We start from the raw sequence: 782 nt of genomic DNA, 5'->3' as shown, positions 1-782 counted from the left end.
GAGCGACGGTGATACCCCGATATCTTCTTCCAGTACGCCAACCCTTCTTTGCGCATCACCAGCACGGCCTCATTTCTTGGGTGCGCCTTTTTCCAGAGCCCTGCATTCTTGCGAGGCGGGATACAGGCTGTCGCCCCTTTGCGCGAGATAAGCTGATGGCTGGCTTTGCTGTCGTAGGCGCCATCCGCATAAACACATCCCAGCTTGCGCCGCAGAGGGTTGAGCAAGGTCGGCAACACCTCGGCGTCATGGACATTTTCCAACGACACTTCCGCCGCCACGATATCGTGGGCCACCGGGTCTACCGCCAGATGCAACTTGCGCCACACTCGCCGCTTCTCGGCGCCGTGTTTTCTGACCTTCCACTCGCCTTCACCAAACACTTTCAGACCCGTCGAGTCGATAACTAGGTCGGTAATGCGCCCCTTGGGGGGGCTGCCGATAGGCCACCTTCACTGTGCGTGCGCGCTTGCTGACACAGCTGTAGTCGGGGGCACACAGCGGCACATTCATCAGCTCAAGCAGCGAGTCGAACAGGCCCTGTGTCGCCCACAGGGAGAGGTTGAAAATCCCTTTGAGCATCAGAAAGGTACAGATGCTCTGGTCGGTGTAGAGCTGGCTGCGCCCCCGCCGCCCATGATGGTCGTGGTGAAACCAGTTGCTCATGGCCTCGGCATCAACCCAGAAGGTGAGTGAACCACGATTAATCAAAGACTTGTTGTATGTTGGCCAGTTGGTGATGGGTTGAAGCGGCGTGCCCATGATGCAGACTTGAAGAGGAT

Annotated in this window: 1 pseudogene; it reads right to left on the bottom strand. The window is 57.9% G+C overall.

Annotated elements, in window-relative coordinates:
- Positions 1–762 (bottom strand): annotated as a pseudogene (locus BN1139_RS20645) (IS5 family transposase); the annotation flags it as partial.
- Positions 763–782 lie beyond the last annotated feature (20 nt).

It is taken from the genome of Aeromonas veronii bv. veronii, from assembly GCF_000820225.1.
In the GTDB taxonomy this organism is placed as follows: domain Bacteria; phylum Pseudomonadota; class Gammaproteobacteria; order Enterobacterales; family Aeromonadaceae; genus Aeromonas; species Aeromonas veronii.
This window is presented reverse-complemented; position numbering and strand designations above follow the sequence as displayed.